Genomic DNA, 369 nt, shown 5'->3' on the forward strand with positions numbered 1-369 from the left:
CCACCAACGCCGGGCGCGGGGCGGCGGGGGCGGCGGCTTCCTGTTCGCACGCCGCCAGAAGCACGGCGACGGCGGCGGGCAACGCGATGGACAAGGCCTGGCGCAACATGATGAATCCTTTCGCAGAGGGTACTTCGAATATTTGTACTGGCGGGTATATTAAGTCAGGGAACTGCTGCCGAGAAGCCAGAGTCGATAAGAAATCGCCTGACGATGGCTACGATCACTGCTGGAAACCGCTCCAGCCGGTAATATGGGAGCTTGATCAACCACATGCAGACCACAATGTCCAACGACGCACCCATCGGCCCAGGCCGGCCCAAGGACCTGGCCAAGCGCGAGGCGATTCTCGAAGCTGCCAAGTCGCTG

At 61.5% G+C, this 369-nt stretch carries 1 protein-coding gene; it reads right to left on the reverse strand.

What is annotated here, in order from left to right; all coding sequences use genetic code 11:
- Positions 1-159: 159 nt before the first annotated feature.
- Positions 160-369 (reverse strand): hypothetical protein (locus tag QWI17_RS05645; protein WP_302721540.1); only part of this gene is annotated, 210 nt, incomplete at its 5' end.

It is taken from the genome of Gilvimarinus gilvus, from assembly GCF_030518155.1.
Lineage (GTDB): Bacteria > Pseudomonadota > Gammaproteobacteria > Pseudomonadales > Cellvibrionaceae > Gilvimarinus > Gilvimarinus gilvus.